A 15,686-nucleotide genomic window follows, 5' to 3' on the forward strand; every position below is an offset into this window, starting at 1 on the left:
ACCCTAGCCCTCTCCCACCGGTAGAGGGAACCCACTAAGGGGCATTACTGCCCCTGCGGAATGTCCGTTGCATCCGGGTGTAAATCGTCTGCCGTCGTCTGCGCAGCCTGCGGTGCAGTAGCCATGATCGAATCCCAGGTCGACTGAAGTTCTTTCATGTCATATTCCGGCTCGCCTTTCGGCTGCAACAGAATCAACGCCATATCCTGCGACAGCTGCTGACGCAAATCCTGATTCAACATATCGACCGTCAGACCGTTCAGGAAGTCCTGACGCAGTTTCTGATACTGTTCTGGCGCAATATCAACAACCTGGTTTTGCAGCGAACGAATACGCTGGCTAATCAGGATATCGGTATCAGCACGGGCATAGGTCGCGAACAGTTTTTGCAGTTCGAGTTTTTTCTGCGCCACCAGCGCATTAAATTCCTCTTCTGACAGCCCCTCTTTGCGTACTTTCGCCAGCTCTTTCGCCACCAGACCCAGATTCGCATTCAGCTTGTCACTCGGTGATTCCACATTGATGGCGCACTGGGCGCGCTGGAACAGCACACGGCAGTCAAAGCCCAGACCAATGTCCTTCATGTTATTTTTGCTCAGCGTCTGCTGAACGTGCCAGAACAGCGCTTCACGAGCGAGATCCGCACGCCAGTAGCGCAGCAGCGCAGCGGATTCACGAATAGGCTGCCAGGCGGTGTCCCACATCATAGAGAGCTTATCCTGACGCACCGTGTCCGTCATAATGCTGACCGGCTCTGCACGCAGCGGTGAAAGCGTAGGAACCGGGGCTGGCGTTTCACGCTTGCCTTTCAGATCGCCAAAGGCTTTGTTGATTTGTTCAACCACCGCACGGCTATCCACATTACCCACCACAATCAGGGTCATTGCATCCGGGGTGTACCATTTCTGGTAGAAGGATTTGACCTGCTCAGTATCGACAGGCTGTTTCAGCGGCTCTGCCGGGTCATGCCCCAGCAGCGTGGAGCCTTTCAGGCGGTAACGCCACCAGCCCTCTTTCGTATCTGTAGGCCAGGTCGCCACCATGTCGCTGTTGCTCAGCGCATAATTCACGGTTTCTGGGGTGATGGACAGCTTACCTGTAGCATCAGACAGATAGGTCAGGGCTTCTTTCAGGAGATCGTTACGGTTGTTCGGCAGGCTCAGGTTAAACATGGTGTAGTCATAAGAGACAACTGCCGGAGGAAGTGGGCGTTTTGGATCAATGGCCTGTTGCCAGAGAGAACGCACCTGAACTGCCTGCAAACTGCCGCTCTGCGTGAGCGCCAGTCGGGGAATAAAGTGGCTTAAACCGGTCTGCTGGGTGCTTTCTGTCAGAGAGCCTGTATTCACAGACAGACGGATTTCAATACGGTCACTCGGGCGCTGAGGCGTGGCTAAAACTTGCCACTGAAAACCGTTCGCCAGAGTCCCTTGTTGCCAGGCCGGGTCTGGCTGGAGCGCATCTGCCTGCACATAACTGGCTGCTGCCATCATCAGCAAACCGCCGGTTAAGAGTCGAATTTTTGTGCCCTGCATGTGAACCCCTGATCAACATTCCTGGTTAAAAAGAGTGTCTCGTGACGTGGAGCACTCCAAAAGATGACGATGAAAACACTCCGATTAGACCGCGTGTTATGCAAAACGTCACGGACGGAAGTGAAATATACCTTAAAAAAATCTTGTCGAATTATGACAGGTATGAACAGTTATTATGCGCAGGAGCCCGCATCCCGACAAGGGATAGCGGGCATTTGTGACGATATTAGGAAGATATACCCTGAGTTTTGCTGTCAGGGTTGCGGTTATTCAGCGTGTCATCGAGCTTTTTGTGATCCAGCTCTTTCACCCATTTCGCCACCACAACCGTTGCCACGCCGTTACCCACCAGGTTGGTTAACGCACGGGCTTCAGACATGAAGCGGTCGATACCGAGAATCAACGCCAGACCCGCCACCGGCAGATGTCCTACCGCAGAAATGGTCGCCGCCAGAACGATAAATCCACTGCCCGTTACGCCCGCAGCACCTTTCGAAGAGAGCAGTAACACCACCAACAGGGTTATCTGATGGAAAATGTCCATATGGCTGTTTGTCGCCTGTGCGATAAACACCGCGGCCATCGTCAGGTATATCGAGGTGCCATCGAGGTTAAAAGAGTACCCCGTCGGGATAACCAGCCCCACCACCGACTTACGGCAGCCCAGTTTCTCCATCTTATCGAGCATACGCGGCAGCGCAGACTCAGACGACGAGGTGCCCAGAACAATCAGCAGCTCTTCGCGGATATAGCGGATAAACTTGAAGATGTTGAAGCCTGCCGCACGGGCAATCGACCCCAGAACCACCACCACGAACAGAATACAGGTGATATAGAAGCAGACAATCAGCTGGCCCAGCTGCACCAGCGTGCCTACGCCGTATTTCCCGATGGTGAAGGCCATCGCCCCGAATGCGCCAATCGGAGCCAGACGCATGATCATGTTGATGATGCCGAAGATGACCTGCGAGAAGCTCTCAATCACGTTAAAGATCAGCTGACCTTTGCTGCCAAGACGGTGCAGCGCAAAACCAAACAGCACCGCAAACAGCAGCACCTGCAAAATGTTGCCGCTGGCGAAGGCGCCGATGACGCTGCCCGGAATAACATCCAGCAGGAAGGCCACAACGCCCTGGTCTTTTGCCTGCTCGGCGTACACCGCAACGGCTTTGGCATCCAGCGTTGAGGGATCAACGTTCATCCCCGCGCCCGGCTGCACCACGTTAACGATAATCAGGCCAATGATCAGTGCGATGGTACTGACCACTTCGAAATACAACAGCGCGACCGCTCCGGTACGACCGACGGCCTTCATGCTTTCCATGCCAGCAATGCCGGTCACCACCGTACAGAAGATAATCGGGGCGATGATCATTTTGATGAGCTTAACGAACGCATCGCCAAGCGGTTTCATTTGCGCGCCTAATTCAGGATAGAAGTGACCAAGCAGAATACCGATTGCGATGGCTGTCAGGACCTGAAAGTAGAGGCTTTTGAAGAGTGAGGTTTTCATAGGGTGTCCTTGGAAAGAAAAACCACAGGCTTTGTAAGGTTTTGGTTGACCTGCGGCTTTAAAATAACACCCGTAAAACATGACAGAAATAAACTTACATCAACTTTGAAACACAAATGTTAAGAAATTTGAGCTGACTCGCGCAAGCCAGCAACAAACTTACTCTTTTGCATTATTGCCTTCATTCGTCAGATAGCGTTGCTCGAACACATCCGAAGGGACTGCGCGGGCAAACAGGAAGCCCTGTCCGCTCTCGACGCCAGCGGCTGCCAGCCAGTCGCGCTGCGCTTCAGTTTCAATGCCTTCAGCAATCACGTGCAGGTTGAGGCTACGTGCCATCTGGATAATGGCCTGCACCATGCTGTTGTCATCCGGCAGCCCATCCACGAAGGTTTTATCGATTTTCAGCACATCCACCGGCAGGGTTTTCATGTGATGGAGCTGACGCAGCCCGGCATACCCCATGCCAAAATCGTCCAGCGCGATGCGGATCCCGGCATTACGCAGCGGCTTCAGAATGGTGACCGCTTCGTTAGGGTCGTCGATGCGGCGGCTTTCCGTCACTTCCAGGATCAGCGTGTCAGGTTTTACCCGATAGCGGTGGATAAGCTCCAGCATCTCCGAAACCATAGTCGGATGCATCAGCTGTAGGGCAGACAAATTCACCGACAGCGGCAACGTGACGCCCCGCTCCTGCCAGGCCGCAAGCTGGCGGCAGGCCTCTTCAAGCACCCAGTAACCCACGGTGACCATCAGGCCACAGGATTCAATACGCTCAATCAGCCCCTCTGGCAGCTCCCACGAGCCATCAGGCTGCTGCACCCGCAGTAACGCTTCTGCACTTTTGACTTCGCCCGTCAGCAAGTTCACCTGCGGCTGGAGCCAGATGGCAAACTGGCGGTTATCCAGCGCGGTCAGAATGTCGCTCTCTTCAGTCAGACGCTGCTGCGCCTTTTCCATCTGCTCCGGGTCGAAGAACTCGATCTGATTTTTCCCTTTACGGCGAGCAGTGAAGGCGGCAGAAAACGCGCGGCGATACAGTTGCTCTGCCGTCAGGTCGCCGTAGAACATGGCGATCCCAATACTTGCGCTGGGACGTAGCTGGATACCCTGAATGGGCAACCGCTCATTAATGACAGTGAGTACTTGCTGACCTAATGTAATCGCGTGCCATGGCTCTTTCACGCCATGGGCAATGATCACCAGGTCATATCCGCTGACCTGGGTCAGCACCATGCGCGGTGCCAGGACAGATTTCACTTTTTCCACCAGCGTCAGCAGCAGCACTTCGCGCTGGCTCTCTTTGAGAACACCCGCCGTGTCCTGCAAGGTTTCACAGGCGACAACCATCAGCGCGGTCGTCTGCTGACGCGCCACGGTCTGCTCCAGCATGGCCATCAAAAAGGCTTTGTTGGGAAGCTCTGAAACCGGAAAACGGGTCGCGCTGCTGTTCAAATCGTCCTGCTGGCGTGAAATACGCTGCTGGTTGAGGTTATAACTGCGCACCAGCATCCCGATTTCATCGTCATGGTGCAGATGCGGAACTTCCAGCTGATGTCCCACCTGTTCCTGCGGCGAGAGGTTATTCAGCTCGCGGGCGATGCGGCGCACAGGGTGCACAATCAACCGATTAATACACCAGGTCAGGGCCACGCTGAGGATCAGCGTTAAAAGTAAGTAAGTGGTTACTAACGTAATAACCCAACTCATCACAAATTTATACAGGCGGTATGAGTCGGCCTGAAGCACCAGATAGGCTAACGGCTGCGGGTTCGCCGGGCGCTCAAGGGAATAGACAGGCAGGGAAATTTGTACCGGCAGCTCAAACAACCGCATGATCATGACCGGAACCGGACGTTCAGGGATAAAGCTCATCCGCAGCGCCTGGAACTGGTTAGGCAGAACCACATCCGCGCGGCTGACAATCCCGGCGGGCTGGATGCGTTTTAAGATCGTTTCCGCCTCAGGAATATCCCCTTTCAGGATAGAGGCAGAAAGTGGCCCACGTACCGAGCGGGCAATACTTTCGAGTTGTGAAGCCGTGTTATAGCGATTCTGCTGTACGGAATGAAACAGCAAAATGACGCAGAAAATGAAAACAAACAGCATCGTGACGGCAGAAACCATCGCCATCTGTTTGATAGTTAAAGAACGGCTGACACGCAAAATGACTCTCCACAAAACTCAAAGCGCAAGGCGCACCAGGGCGTTAACCTGGTGCGCCTGAGTATACCCGATTGCTGCGTTTATTAGAGAGACTTACAATTCGATTAAGGTAAATCTGATTACCAGTCCGCGTACGGAATAAGCGGCTGCGGTGGCAGATCCATGTCTCCTTGCCAGCCCGCCGCAGAATAACGTACGTAGATCAGCGCATGGCTCGGGGTATAATCTTTCGCTTGCTGAATATCTACGCCGAGGCCAACAAACCAGTTGGACGTCACGCGGCGCTCAATAATAGCCCTTGCGGTATAACCGGTCCCCGACGAGCTGCTGCCAGTCTCAGGCTCATGTTTATCGGTATACATGTCGTTGCCATCAGCATCGACTTCATTATCAGGGATCAGACCCTGTAGCGGATAACGCATCCCGTCTTTGGTTTTGGAATGCGACCAGGAGACTGAGCCCCCCAGTTCCCAGGACCAGTTTTCAGTGCGTTTACGCCAGGTCACCGGCAAGGCGAAGGAGACATACTCCTGCGGGCTGTAATAACCCCCCTGGCCCAGCGTATACCCGCTCAGATCCTTGTCGTAATGCCACAGCATGTTGGACACACCAACCGTCAGGCGCTCATTGTTTTTGTTAATGAGCTTGTAGTAGTAACCGGTCATCCAGCGGACGCGCCAGTTATCTTCCACATTTTTCCCGGTCAGGCTGTCGGCGCTCAGGCTTGACCAGACGCCGTTCGCTTCACCTTTGTCATAGCTCAGGCTCACGCCGCCACCGGTGGCACGCACGCCACCCCATGTGGTGTCGGTGTTGGAATCATGCTGCCCGGCAAACGCCAGAAGCGAGCTGGAAATCGGGCGACGGTGCGCATTCACGGTATAACCAATCGGCCCCAGATCGTTGCTGTAGCTCAGGCCACCGACCACATCCACCACATCGAAGCCCATCGGCGTTGTACCGATGTCCATCGCCCAGGTTTTATTCTGCCAGCCCACGGCAACGCTTGCGCCGTTCGCAGACTGGTTGGTGTTGCCATGACAAGGCGTTGCAGCACAGGTGCCCCATTTCGGATCGTACTTCCCGTCTTTGGTAGCAAATGTCCCGGCATCCATATTGACCAGATCGCTACGGAAGAACATACGGCCATCTGCCAGCGGTGCCTCCGCCTGCAACATGGTGGTGTGAGCTTTCAGATCGGAATACCCACCCGTGCCGCTCGAGCCCCAGTAGTCGTGTTGCAGCGTGACGTTAACGTCCTGCTGACGGTATAAATCGCCAGCGTCGCTACGTACACCGCGCTTCAGCCAGTCATCGTTCTCATCGTTACGCGTCAGGCGGGTAAAGCTGTCGTTATCCGTCGGACGCGTGGTGGTGATGCCGGAAGAGACCATCGCGTCTTTATAGGTTTCCAGCGCCTGCTGAGGCTGGCCGTTTTGCGCCTGAAAACGCGAAGCGTCACGCAATACCAGCGCATTTTCCATCGACGCAGGCTGCGATTTCGCCTGAGGAATCAGCTTGTTGAAAGTTTGTTCCGCCGCGGCGTTATCACCAAGCCCGGCCTGCGCCATCGCAACGCGCCGCTGCATGTTCAGCGACTGTGGTTGCCCAGCTTTCGCATCCGGGAGTTTTGCCAGTTCGGCACGCGCAGCGTCTTTATTCCCTTCCGCGATATAGACTTCCGTCAGCCCAAGGATAGCGTCTTCGTTTTGCGGTTCGCGCTGCAACACAGTGTTATACGCAGCTTTCGCCCCTGTGCGGTCGCCACGCTGCTGCGCCCAGTCCGCCAGGGTTAAATCGATACGCGTTGAAGACGGTTGCTGGCGGAGCAGGTTTTCAGCCTCTTGCTCTTTACCGCTGTCACGCAGGCGGTTTGCCGTTTCCAGCACCTGATTGCTTTGCAGACGGTCTGCCAGCTCCTGGATATTACCATTCCACTGGCTGCGCGGCAGGGTGTTCAGGTGTGCCAGAGCGGCTCTGTCCTGGTCGTTACCGGAAAGGTAAAGCCCGCTGGCGTATACCTGATCGGGATCGGTCGGTTTTTGGTTTGCCAGCTGGCGCATCAACGTGTCGGCCTGGCTGCGCTGGCCCGCGCTGTAGAGATCGCGGGAAAGACGATAGGTTATCCATACATCGCCCGGCGAAAGCGCCAGACGACGACGCTGAATTTCCGCCGCCTGGGCATATTTACCCTCGTTTTCCAGCTGTTCGGCCTGTTGGGATAACTGTTCGTTCGTCAGGCTACGTTCAATATCATCAATGCTGCGGCGCTGGCTGGCGGAAAGGGACTGGATAAACTGCGAGGCTTTTTCCGGTGACTGAGCCCGATAGATATTGGCCAGCCCGCGCACGGCGTTGCTGTTGCCGCTGTCCATCCGCAGCGCCTGGCGATAGTAACGCTCTGCCGCGTCATTATCTTTGCGCGCTGCCGCCGCATCCCCTAAGCCGAGCACCGCATAGCTGTCGGTGTTATCGATATTTCGCGCCTGCTGGTAATAGCGTTCCGCCTGCGCGGTGTTGTTCGCTTTAAGTGCGGTATCACCCTGCTGGATCAGCAGCCAGTAGCGGTTAACCTTCAACAGGCTATCCCATTTGCCCCGGTTATCACTCTGCGGATCAAGGGCAATGGCTTTTTCAAACTGCGCCACCGCACGGGCACGATCGCCTTTTTGCGAATACGCCTGGCCCAGCGCGCCCACGGCTTCGCTGTCGGCATGGTTAGCGCTCACCGCTTTTTGCAGTTCAGTGACCGCTTTACCACCCTGCCCGGCATCCACCGCCGCTAATCCTTCGGCTTTAGCACGGAACGCCGGGTCGGCGAGCTGTTTTTGCTGTGCTTCAAGCTGGGAACGCGCCGCTGTCACACTATCGCCACTGCTGAAGACAGTCAGGTATTTTTGCAGCGCGCTCACGCTGGCGCTGCTGGCAGGCTGGTCTTTAATCTGCTGATACCACATGTCAGACGCCTGATCGCGGCCATTATTGGTTTTGGCCATGTCCTGCAATACCGCGAACCCTTCATCACGGCGTCCATTCTGGAACATCAGCTGCGCCAGCGTGGCCTGCAACTGCACATTGCCAGGATTGTTGGCGTTGATTTTCTTCAACTGATTAATCGCGCTGGTACGCCGGGCAGGATCTTTGGCGACGACATTCCAGTACTCGGTTGCTAAATCGCCAGACGGTGGATTCCCGGCAAAGAGTTTGTCGTAAGCCACAATCGCTTCCTGAGTGTGGCCTGTTGTGGCTAACAAACGCGCCTGTTGCAACGCCTGACGGCCATCAGGCGTTGAAAGCAGCATGCTATTCCGGGAAGACTGATACGCTGCCGAACCCGGGGCGATCCCCTTCAGGCGATCCAGCTCTTTTTGCGCACCGGCGGTATCGCCCTGGCGCAGCAGATAACGGAAACGTGCCGCAATCACGTCCGGGTTGTTAGGATCGATAAGCTCAAGACGATAGAGCGACTGGCGAACCAAATCCTCACGCTGCGTCGATTCGCCCAGACGAACCTGCTCCAGCAGCTGTTTCTGCTGGGGGGAGTTGGCAGCCTGCGCCATCGGCATCAGTGCCAGGCCAAGCGATAAACTGAGTAGATTTAATGTGAACTTGCGCATTCCTGGCCCCAATCCGGTATTAATTCACCTTTTTCGGTGAAGCGAAAACGATGCTGATCCCATCCTTGTCCAAAGAGAGTCAGTACGTAGCTGTAATAGGCGTTGTTATCGGGAAAGTGATCAGCGACTCGCTGGCGCTGAACGGCTTGCGCGTCACGGGATGGTAAAAAGGGCAGCAGAGAAGCAGAAAATCCTACCGGGCCGTGACCCGTTCGTTTCCCGCTCGCCACATCCACTTTCTCCGGCGGTAAACCCTGTTTCGTTGTCACCGCGGCCATCGGCTGGAAACGCGCCAGCAGTCTGGCTTTTTGGGGGTCTTTGTCGTTCATCATCCCCACCCAGAGATAAACCCGAATGGCGTCATAGCTGCCGACCAGGGCTTTATCCTGCTTCAGCTGCCAGCCTTTGTTTTTCTGGTATTGCACCCAGTCCGGGGAAAAACCTTTCGGTGCCGTCTCCAGCAACAGGCGCTGATTAGTCTCGCGAAGCGTTTTCCAGGGCGCGCCAAAGCGAGTGAAATAGCTCGCAAGCTGAGGAGGAAGGTAGCTGGGGTTGAAGCGCCAGGCATTCTCTTCTGCAAAGCCGATTTTGCCCGGCAGCAGCATCGAGCCAAGGCCCGGTACTTTCACCACTTCCTCGCGGGCAATACGTTTGAGCAGCGCCTTCCCCGCGCGGGTGTAGTCCGGTTCTTTCCATAACCGACCGGCTTCGAGCAGTGACCAGGCAATCCAGATATCAGCATCCGACGCGGAGTTGGAATCGATAACCGCCCAGGTGTCTTTGTCTTTCTGACCCCACAGCCAGGCGGGCAGACGATCGGCTAAATCCCCTCCGGCGAGGTTATCGCGCGTCCACGTCAGCAACTGGTCAAACGCTTTGCGGTCATTCGCCGCGAGGGCAAAGAACAAGGCGTAGCTTTGCCCTTCTGAGGTGGTAATTTTGCGCGTGTCACTGGGGTCAATGACACGCCCGCTCTCGCTAATGTAATCCTTTTTAAACTGCTCCCAGGCAGGCCAGGTGCAGGCGGCGCGAAGATCCGTCGCCGCCAGCATCAACGCTGCTAACGCACACCAGCGAAAGGCTTTCATCACTTCTTACTCATGATCCGGGTTAAGGCGACGACGGCTGATGATACGCAGCAGACGCCACAGCACCCACGCCAGCAGTACGACACTCACTGCCGCCAGGATTGCGAGCAGAACCGGGTGGTTAGACAGCGCATACCACAGGCGCTCGAACCACGGCAGATGGCCGACGTAGTACACATCACCCACGCGCAGGCTATCCACACCAGACTCACGGATCACGGCAACAGAGCCAAACATAGCGGCACGTTTACCGCTGTCATTCATCGCGTTGTTGAGCAGCTCATAGCCGCGCGGGCTATCGGCCAGCAGTGCGACGACACTACGCTGATCGTTAAACGGAGACTGGAAGCCGACGATGGCCGCCATTGGGCCAGCAGACGATACTTCGGTCTGAACGCTGGCCTGACGATCGTTGGAATCCGGCATAATACTTGGGAACTCGGTCTGACGCAGTGGTGTGTTCACCCAGGACTGGGTGGCCTTCACCAGCAAATCAATACGCTTATCATCCTTCAGCTTATCCGGGATGGAGCCAATCACCATGATGTCGGCGTCTTTGTTCTGGATCTGGCTGCCGTCATCCGTCAGCGTCACATTAATCGCCGGTAAGCCTGTCTGTGCGCCCACCGTAGCCATGGTATCCAGCAGGGTTGTCACCTGACCTTCGGTTGGCGCTTTTGGCATCACAACGATGGACTCAGAGAGATCCGCCATACGGCTGAACGGGAAGCTGGCATTTGCAAATGCGCGCAGATCCGGCATCGCCAGGAAGTGATAATAGCGGGAGAAGTCGATGGTCGATTCATCACCAATGACCACATGGTTCTGCACCGGCTGGAAGGTGATACAGTTATCCACCGAACCACCCGGCATTGGGTTCATGTACTGGAAGTTAAAGCGCAGCTGGTTGACCGCACCCAGTTTCAGCGCAGGGATAGAGACATCCGTTTTACCATCCAGCAACCCTTGCAGCACCGGCAGACGAAGCATCAGTTGGTTGGTGTCCTGAGTACTGGTCAGGCTAAAGGATTGCAGGAACTGGTTGTTCAGGCTGATATCCATGCGCGAGCTGTCTTTGGTTGCCGGCGCGGTGTAACGGTATTTCAGGTTGATATCAATCCCGTTGGTTCGCATCAGATACAGATCAGGCGGCAGGTTCAGCGAAAGGCTGATTGGCGATGGTTCAAGCCCGGTCGACTGAAGCTGTTCTTCATAGGTTTTCAGCTCGCCAAAGGTAATTGCGCGGTCGGTACGCACCCAGTTTGGCGCATCGTAAGGTTTACGCGCCAGCAGAGGTTTCACATTGTCGACAGTCACGCTGTTGCCACGGAACAAGACGTTACCCTGGGCAATGCCTTTCGCTGCCTGAAGCAGGTCTTTGTCATCACGCCCGAACACCACCAGCAGCTTCACATAAGGGTTATCCGGGTGACTCATGATTTCAACCGTCGGGGCTTTCACGTCTGGGTGGTCACGCAGGAACGACGGACGTTTGTCATTGGTTGCAAACACAATGGCATTGCGATCCGGCAGCTTATCGTACATCACCGGGAAGCTCTGGCCACGCCAGGCCGAACGTGAACCAAACCATGAAGCGACAATCGTCGCAGCCAGCTGCTGATTCACATCCGGAGAAGCCGCAAAGACCACCGGCAGCGTAAGCTGGCGGTTATCGCGCGGATCAAAGAATGGTACCGGGAAAGCCGAGAGATCGTTTTTCAGCGCCAGCGACTGATAGGTCATTTGCAGCGATGTGTTACGCCCGACATCCATCCACAGCGTGCTGCTGGCCGGGTTTTCGCACACATCGCGATAGTGCCCGACAAACTCCAGACGAACGCGGTTGAAATCGGTGATAAACAGCGGGTTGATAGGCACCTGTGCCAGCGTCTTTTTGCCGAGCTGTTCTTTGGTGACCGGCAACACGTCCATCAACTCGTCGTTGAGATAGACCTTAAGCTGGGACTGAACCGGCAGCAGAGAAGGCGACGGCGTGTATTCCAGGTTCAGCATCGCCTTCGACACCACTTCATCGCTGCGCATTCCAAACTCAACGCCGCCGTTCGGGTTAATGCCGCGCAGAACCATGCTGCCCGGAGGTGGGGCAATCTGGGCAAAGGTCAGCTTCACGTCCCTGGACGGAGCATTATCCGCCACGACAGGCGAGTTTGCACCACGCACGCCAGGCAAGACGCTGCCGATAGGTTGAGCCGCTCCGTCAGCCGGTTGATCGGGCTCAGCGGTATCGGTCGCGGTGACGGTCGGATCGGTTTCCTGCACCACAGGCGCAGCCGTCGTTTCAGGGGCTGCATTCGCTATCATAGGGGGAAGTGCACTCATCCCCATTGCCACTGCACATAACCAGGAAAGTTTTGTTTTCATCGCGTTATCATCATTGTTGAGCCATAACCGGGTCCGATTGCTTCGCCTCTTCCCGCTCAGGTCGGCGTGGAATAAACGACACGACCCAGGAAACCAGCGAGGTAAGTGACCGGAAAATTAATTTCACAGACGACGGGGCAAATTCTGCAAGGTGACGATAGCCACGGAACCCCAGCTTAAGAATATCCAGCAGGCTTTCCAGAGGTTTATCTTCCGGGAAGCTGTCCTGCCAGAGAGCCCACGTATCCGCGCGGGCAAACGTACACTGCACAAAATCGATATGTTGCTTTTTGGTCAGCGGCATCAGTTGCAAACCCACTTCATTGCCTAACACACGCACAACCTGAGTCGGGAAGACATACTCCTGCTGGCCGCGTTTAAGCAGTAAGTTGACCTTCTGCCCTTCCAGCACCTTCGCCTGGCCGTTGATCTTGATACCCAGACCACCGTCAGAGAAGTCATGCACGGTACAGGAGAAGAGGTGGCCATCTTCGCGGGCGATTGCCGCAGGCATACTGATTTCAACGCGATGCGCGCGACGAACCTGTTTGCTCTCTACCGAAACCGCCACCGCGCCGCCAAGAATGATCAGGTTGTAGAACACCCACGCCATACTCACGAACACGGTCAGAATTTCGTTTTCCGGGCCGTAGAAGTAGCGCCAGATACCGGCGATAACGCCCACGATATTCAGCAGCACCAGGAAGATATACGGACGGGAGATCACCCAGTCGACATACTCTTCTTCCACCAGGCCGCCCTTCGCGGTGACGTTAAACTTGCCTTTGTGCGGGTTAATCAGCGCCACCATCGTTGGCGGGGCGATATACCAGGCGAGCACCGTTTCGTAGATTTCACTCCAGAATGAATGGCGATATTTGCCCTGAATCTTCGAGTTCGTCAGGCTCGCGTGGATCATGTGCGGCAGAACAAACAGCGCAATCATCAGCGCTGGCGCGTAGATGATGTAAGCGTGAAGCAGCAGGAACGCCAGCGGCGCAGTCAGGAAAATAAGCCGTGGAATACCCGACAAGAAGTGGAACATGGCGTTGACGTAGCACAGACGCTGCGCCAGTTTTAACCCTTTGCCCACCAGCGGGTTATCAAGACGGAAGATCTGCACCATGCCGCGCGCCCAGCGAATTCGCTGGCCGATATGGGCTGACAGCGACTCCGTTGCCAGGCCCGCCGCCTGCGGAATACGCATATAAGCAGAGGTATAGCCACGACGGTGTAAACGCAGTGAGGTATGGGCATCTTCGGTGACCGTTTCTACGGCAATGCCGCCAATCTCATCCAGCGGTTTACGGCGGATAACCGCACAGGAGCCGCAGAAGAAGGTGGCATCCCACATATCGTTGCCATCCTGCACCAGCCCATAGAACAGCGTGCCTTCGTTCGGGGTTTTACGAAAACGCCCGAGGTTACGTTCAAACGGGTCCGGCGAGAAGAAGTGGTGCGGCGTCTGCATCATCGCCAGCTGCTTCTCTTTCAGGAACCAGCCCATCGTCATTTGCAGGAACGAGCGGGTCGGTACGTGGTCGCAGTCAAAGATGGAGACAAACTCCCCTTTGGCATATTTCAGCGCGTTATTGATGTTCCCGGCTTTCGCATGTTCGTGGGTGGTACGCGCGATATACTCTACGCCCACTTCATCGGCGAACTGGCGGAACTCCGCGCGGCCACCGTCATCCAGGATCCAGATTTTGAGTTTATCTTTTGGCCAGTCGATACCTAACGCTGCATAAATGGTGTTTTTCACCACCGTCAGGTCTTCGTTGTAGGTTGGTACAAACAGGTCAACTGACGGCCATTGCGTGGTGTCTTTTGGCAGCGGAACAGGCTGGCGATTGAGCGGCCAGATAACCTGGAAGTAACCCAGAACCAGCACAATCCATGCATAGGTTTCCGCAAACAGCAGAATCAAACCGCATACCAGGCTGACCGGATCATCCCAGTTCAGCGTTGAGGTATAACGCCACCAGATATAACGACAGGAGACGGTCAGCGACAGCACAATCAGCATCAGGGCCGAGAAGCGCCCCGGAATACGCCGGACCAGCAGTGCCACGCCCCACAGCAGGATCAGGAAGGTAAACTGTGCCAGCGGGTTAAAGGGCTGCGTGATACAGACCACTGCCAGAATGAGCGAAAAGACAACAATCACGCCGAGGATGAAACGCCGCAAGCCCGGATGCAGATGCCCGAGCTCTTTGTGATCGTCCAGATGGCTGGTCTTGTCACTCACGCTATCGGGCAGTCTGTCCAGCCATTGATGGTAGCGTTCACGTAAATTCGCCACCCGGTCGAAGCTGCGCCAGCGCGGGGCTTTATGTTCCTGCCGGGGCATGGTGGCCACCAGCCAGACGGCCTGAATAAGATAACGGGCCGGATCCAGCGGCCGCGGGCGGTCGGAATTAATGTGCGGATAAAGCTCGCTGTGGCGCGCACGAATACGCTGCCAGCGCGGGTGTTCGAGCGGTATAAACATCCATGCCAGGATCATCCAGAAACAGCCAAGCGCAGCGCTTAACACCGATGCGCCGTGTCGACGGTAATGCCGGTAGCGTTCGCTTAAGCGCGCGCTGACCGGTGGGATGAGTAACCAGGTGGACACACGGCTCATACAGCACTCCTGGCCGACTCTGGACGACGAGTGAAGTGCAACAGACACCAGTTCGCCAGCGTAAGGATCTCTTCTGCCGCCAGTGAATCGCCACGGTATTCACCAAGTGGCTGCTTGGAGGCGAGACATTCCGCCATCCCCTCGTCACGATGAATCACCATAGGCAACAGGCGGCGCTGAGTTTGCAGCCAAATCTGGTACAGATCGTCCTGAATCTGGCTGCTGATGCGTAAATCGTTAATCAGAATATGGGCGTCTGCGGGTAACGCTTGCTGATGCAGGCGGATATGGCAGTTTGCGTCCACGTTCACAATCGACAGAATGTGATCGCAGTGGCTGATGAGCTGGCGTGTCAGCGGCGTATAACCGTGGGGCAGATCCAGCAAAATCCACTGGTAGTGACTCTGTTCCTTCAGGCGTTCCAGCGCGTAGGTGAATTGTTCCAGCGTCTGTTGGCTGGCGTAATCGTTCTCACGTTCTTTTGCAGTCAGATGCCCAAAGGGGAGCAGATCGAGCTGAGAGGTGTAGCGCAGTCCTGCATCCTGCCAGTCTTTACCGTCAAGCAGCGCGCGCGCCCAGCCATTGTGGTGGTCAAAATCAACGTTGAAAGACATGCGCAGCAAATTATCCGGGCAGGCATCAATAACCAGCACCGATTCACCTAATAACTGTAATGACCACGCCAGCGCCGCGGTAATGGATGTTGTACCCACTCCACCACGGACGCCCTGTAATCCTAGTATGGCCATCAATGGCTCC

8 protein-coding genes are annotated in these 15,686 nt (G+C 55.7%); all 8 read right to left on the bottom strand.

The window, feature by feature from the left end; translation table 11 throughout:
* Positions 1-44 precede the first annotated feature (44 nt).
* The gene (locus tag M987_RS04575) at positions 45-1,535 is read right to left on the bottom strand and encodes a M16 family metallopeptidase (RefSeq protein ID WP_014072217.1); all 1,491 of its coding nucleotides are present in this window, start codon (positions 1,533-1,535) and stop codon (positions 45-47) included.
* Positions 1,536-1,761: 226 nt separating this feature from the next.
* The gene (locus M987_RS04580; protein ID WP_014072218.1) at positions 1,762-3,048 is read right to left on the bottom strand and encodes a dicarboxylate/amino acid:cation symporter; all 1,287 of its coding nucleotides are present in this window, start codon (positions 3,046-3,048) and stop codon (positions 1,762-1,764) included.
* A 159-nt stretch (positions 3,049-3,207) separates the two neighbouring features.
* Complete coding sequence (gene hmsP / locus M987_RS04585; protein ID WP_014072219.1) at positions 3,208-5,214, bottom strand: biofilm formation regulator HmsP; 2,007 nt, start codon at positions 5,212-5,214, stop codon at positions 3,208-3,210.
* A gap of 119 nt (positions 5,215-5,333) precedes the next feature.
* Positions 5,334-8,831 (bottom strand): cellulose synthase complex outer membrane protein BcsC, encoded by a 3,498-nt coding sequence (gene bcsC, locus M987_RS04590; protein ID WP_014072220.1) that lies wholly within the window; start codon positions 8,829-8,831, stop codon positions 5,334-5,336.
* Positions 8,813-9,919 (bottom strand): cellulose synthase complex periplasmic endoglucanase BcsZ, encoded by a 1,107-nt coding sequence (gene bcsZ / locus M987_RS04595; RefSeq protein ID WP_014072221.1) that lies wholly within the window; start codon positions 9,917-9,919, stop codon positions 8,813-8,815. The genes bcsC and bcsZ overlap by 19 nt, the downstream gene beginning before the upstream one ends.
* A 6-nt stretch (positions 9,920-9,925) precedes the next feature.
* Positions 9,926-12,301 (bottom strand): cellulose biosynthesis cyclic di-GMP-binding regulatory protein BcsB, encoded by a 2,376-nt coding sequence (gene bcsB, locus M987_RS04600; RefSeq protein WP_014072222.1) that lies wholly within the window; start codon positions 12,299-12,301, stop codon positions 9,926-9,928.
* 10 nt (positions 12,302-12,311) lie between these two features.
* Positions 12,312-14,927, bottom strand: a complete 2,616-nt coding sequence (bcsA, locus tag M987_RS04605; RefSeq protein WP_014072223.1) for a UDP-forming cellulose synthase catalytic subunit — start codon at positions 14,925-14,927, stop codon at positions 12,312-12,314.
* Positions 14,924-15,676, bottom strand: a complete 753-nt coding sequence (gene bcsQ, locus M987_RS04610) for a cellulose biosynthesis protein BcsQ (RefSeq protein WP_014072224.1) — start codon at positions 15,674-15,676, stop codon at positions 14,924-14,926. The genes bcsA and bcsQ overlap by 4 nt, the downstream gene beginning before the upstream one ends.
* Between the last annotated feature and the right edge of the window lie 10 nt (positions 15,677-15,686).

The organism is Enterobacter soli ATCC BAA-2102 (assembly GCF_001654845.1).
Taxonomy (GTDB): domain Bacteria; phylum Pseudomonadota; class Gammaproteobacteria; order Enterobacterales; family Enterobacteriaceae; genus Enterobacter; species Enterobacter soli.